We start from the raw sequence: 3,735 nt of genomic DNA, 5'->3' as shown, positions 1-3,735 counted from the left end.
CAGGTGGCGAACGCCTTTCAACAAACATCGAATTGCCCAGAATTTTCTTCGCCTCGCTCTTGGCGGATGCTGCGAATTCGGCGACTTGATAACTGGAATATGGCAACGCCGTGTCGACTTCGATCACGCCCAGTGAAAGGCTGATCAGGCGGTGAAACACAGCCCTGCCCTGCCTGTCGTCCGCAATGTAGCCACCCTGCTCCAAATGAACAGGCTTATACAAATGTGCGGTAGCGTTATGAAATTGATTCAAAACGCGTTGGCAGCGCTCCCGCCAATCCTCGCTTCTGAACACGACGATGAAGTCATCGCCACCGATATGGCCCACGAAATCGGCACTGGGGTTCATATGCTCGCGCAGCAGATTCGCGGTTATCTGTATGACCTCATCCCCCTTGCGATAACTGTACAAGTCATTAAACGCCTTGAAGTGATCCAGGTCGCAATAGCACACGGCAAAAGGCGCGTGACCCGACAACAAGGTTTCGATGTGCTCATTGATGGGCACATTGCCGGGTAGCTGGGTCAAAGGATTCGCATACCGGGCGGCATGGATCTGCATCTGGGTAATTTCGCGTATCAGGTCAAAACCGGTTCCCACGCCGATAAAACGTCCTTGCTCGGTAATGATGAACCCTTCGGACAAATGATGGGGGTTGGCTTCGGTAAACAAATACCCCAAATCCTGAAGGCTGGTTTGGTGGTCAACAATCAGCGGCGCATTCTCAATGAACTGGGAGCACGGCTTATTGCCGTAAAGTTCGCGATGATAGGGGCGCGCAAGGCGATCCAGCATGCGCATCCGGTGTATCAAGCCTATTGGCTGGTTCTCGCGCAGCACGGCCAGTACCTGCAGTTCAGATTGGCTCTGGAAAATATCATAGACATTATTGATCCGGGTGGAATCAATGACGGCAGGTACAGTGCGAAGAATTTTACGGGCGGTGGCTACGCTTTTATAGGCGTCATTCATCAGTGGGCGCTTACCCTCTGTCGACGGAGCCAGCAACCGCAGCGTGGCGGGCGGCAATGTCACCACCGGAACCATGGCGGGCCTGGCCAGTAAATATCCCTGTCCATACCGAATGCCCAGGCTGCGCACAGCTTCCAGTTCAGCTTCGGTTTCAATGCCTTCGGCGATGACTGCTGATTTCGACTGCTGCGCCATCTCGGCGATCGACCTTACAAACTGACGCTTGACGGCATCCTTATCCATGCCCTGTATAAAATATTTGTCTATTTTGACGTATTCAGGCCGCAACTCGGACCAAAGCCGCAAAGTGGAAAAACCTTCGCCCAGATCATCGATAGCGATCTGCAGCCCGAACCTGCGGTAATCCGAAGCGGCCTGACGCAATAACGAATAACTGGAAGCCGCCTCAGACTCTGTCAGTTCAATAACAATATTATTGGGGGACATACCCGCTGCCTGCGGATGCAGCAACGAGGCTTCCATCTCGTTGGCGGGCATTATCAAGGCTTCGGGACTCATGTTCAGGAACAACTTCCCCAGCAACCCTAAGGCCAGGAACTTGTCGATATGGATTTTGCGGCATATCCGCTCGAGTTCCACCGTATACCCATGCAGGCGGGCAATGCCAAAAAGCCGGGTCGGGGCATGCAAAGGCGAGTCAGACGGCCCACGGATCAGCCCTTCATAGCCAAGAATGGAACCTGATTGCAAATCCACAATAGGTTGATATAGCGGAGTCAAGGCCTGATCCAGCAGAACCTTTTGAAAACTTGCCAGCATTTGCGCGCTCTCGTCCTGTTCTGTCCCGCAAAGCGAGCCGATTACCCTGCTCTGTGTCAGCGTTTCCGTCATTTTCGTTTAACCAACTTCTCTATCGTCCTGAATAGGGTCATGCCGACCTCATTCAGGCCATCGAGCAATTTAGCAGAACGATATGACAAAAAGGTGTCCGCATCCGTCCTACAATCGGTGCTCTACTCAACCCAAAGAGATACTTCATGCCTTTTTCCGCCGTGCTTCTGGACCTTGATGGAACCTTGCTGGACACCATACCTGACTTGGCGAATGCCTCGAATGCCATGCGCCGAGAACTGGGCATGTCGCCGCTATCGCAAGACACCATTGCCAGCTATGTCGGCAAAGGCACGGAAAACCTGGTGCAACGCACGCTGTCGAACAACCCGGAAGGAACAGTGCCGGACTCGGCCAGCGTAGAGCGCGGCCTGGAAATCTTTGGCCGCCACTATCATACGGTAAACGGCGAACAGGCTGTCTTGTACCCCGGCGTACTGGAAGGCCTGCGCGCTTTCCAGGCATCCGGCATGAAAATGGCTGTGGTCACCAACAAACCCACCGAATTCACCTTGCCTTTGCTGGAACGCTCGGGCTTGGCCGGCTTTTTCGAACATATCGTGTGCGGCGACACCTGCGCCAGGAAAAAACCGGATCCCATGCCTTTGCTGCATGCCTGCGAATTGCTGCAGGTAAACCCCGAAGACGCACTGGCCATAGGCGATTCGGTCAATGATGCGCTGGCTGCGCGTGCTGCCAACATCGCCGTATTGGCGGTCCCTTACGGCTATAACGAAGGAATGGACGTGCGAACTCTGGAAGTAGATGATATAGTTATGTCCATTAACGAAGCAGCCCAGTGGGCATTTCGCAACTGAACAGAAAAAATTCATGACCGTTACCGTTTCCTATTACTGCAACACGCCCTGCGCCAATTGGCGCTGGTGGCGTTTGTGTTCTGGGTAGCGGTAATCCACTCCCGGCACCTAAGACTTTGTCTTTCACGTGTCGTCAGCATTACTAAAAAGCGCAGCCCGGAACCGAATAATGGCCGGGCTTTTTAGTTTCTAGTCCCGGCCTCTATGTAAACACCTCACAGAGACCACTATGACGGAAATCGAATTCAACGCACTGGCAGCACAAGGGTACAACCGCATCCCCCTGATCGCGGAAACCTATGCCGATCTTGACACCCCGCTTGCGATCTACCTGAAACTGGCGCACAACGGCCCCGAAGGCGGACGCAATAGCTGCCTGCTTGAATCCGTAGTTGGCGGCGAACGGTTCGGGCGATATTCCTTCATCGGCCTGCCCGCAAAAACCATTATCCGTTCCAGTGGCTCCACCACTGAAGTGGTACACGAGGGCAAAGTGGTCGAAACGCATGAAGGCGACCCACTGGCCTTTATCGAAGCCTTCCAGCAACGCTTCAAGGTCGCCATACGCCCCGGCATGCCGCGCTTTGCGGGCGGGCTGGCCGGCTACTTCGGCTACGACACCGTGCGCAATATCGAGCCGCGCCTGGGGCCTGCGGTCAAGCCGTTCCCCGCTGGCCAGGACGAAGGCACACCGGACATCATGCTGCTGCAGGTCGACGAGCTGGTCATCGTCGATAATCTGGCCGGCCGCACCTACTTAGTGGTGTACGCCGACCCTGCGCAAGCAGAAAGCTACGCCCTGGCCAAGCGCCGCCTGAAAACCTTGCGCGAAAAACTGCGTACGCCTGTTGTCATTCCTTATGCCTACGCCAGCATGCAAACTTCCAGCCGGCGCGACTTCGCCAAGGAAGACTACATAGCCGCCGTGCTCAAAGCCAAGGAATACATTGCCGCTGGCGACGTGATGCAAGTACAGATCGGCCAAGTCATTACCAAGCCATTTCGCGATTCGCCGCTATCGCTCTATCGCTCATTGCGGTCGCTGAATCCATCTCCTTACATGTACTACTGGAATTTCGATAACTTCCAGAT

3 protein-coding genes are annotated in these 3,735 nt (G+C 54.6%); 2 read left to right on the top strand and 1 reads right to left on the bottom strand.

All coding sequences use genetic code 11. The features are described from left to right. Positions 1-1,825, bottom strand: a 1,825-nt coding sequence (locus tag ABWO67_RS19205; RefSeq protein WP_353154930.1) for a GGDEF domain-containing protein, incomplete at its 3' end; no start/stop codon positions are given. Between the two features lie 146 nt (positions 1,826-1,971). Here ABWO67_RS19205 and ABWO67_RS19200 point away from each other — a divergent pair. Together ABWO67_RS19200 and ABWO67_RS19195 are read left to right on the top strand one after the other, a co-directional pair. After that, positions 1,972-2,643 carry a phosphoglycolate phosphatase gene (locus tag ABWO67_RS19200; RefSeq protein WP_353154927.1) on the top strand — a complete coding sequence of 224 codons (672 nt, stop codon included), beginning with the start codon at positions 1,972-1,974 and terminating at the stop codon, positions 2,641-2,643. 229 nt (positions 2,644-2,872) lie between these two features. Further along, positions 2,873-3,735, top strand: an 863-nt coding sequence (locus tag ABWO67_RS19195; protein ID WP_353154924.1) for a chorismate-binding protein, incomplete at its 3' end; no start/stop codon positions are given.

Origin of the sequence: Pollutimonas bauzanensis (assembly GCF_040393045.1) — a bacterium.
GTDB classification, from domain to species: Bacteria; Pseudomonadota; Gammaproteobacteria; order Burkholderiales; family Burkholderiaceae_B; genus Pollutimonas; species Pollutimonas bauzanensis_A.
This window is presented reverse-complemented; position numbering and strand designations above follow the sequence as displayed.

Excerpts from the sequence above, each read along its gene's own strand:
- ABWO67_RS19200 (WP_353154927.1), top strand. The coding sequence starts at position 1,972 with ATGCCTTTTTCCGCCGTGCTTCTGGACCTTGATGGAACCTTGCTGGAC.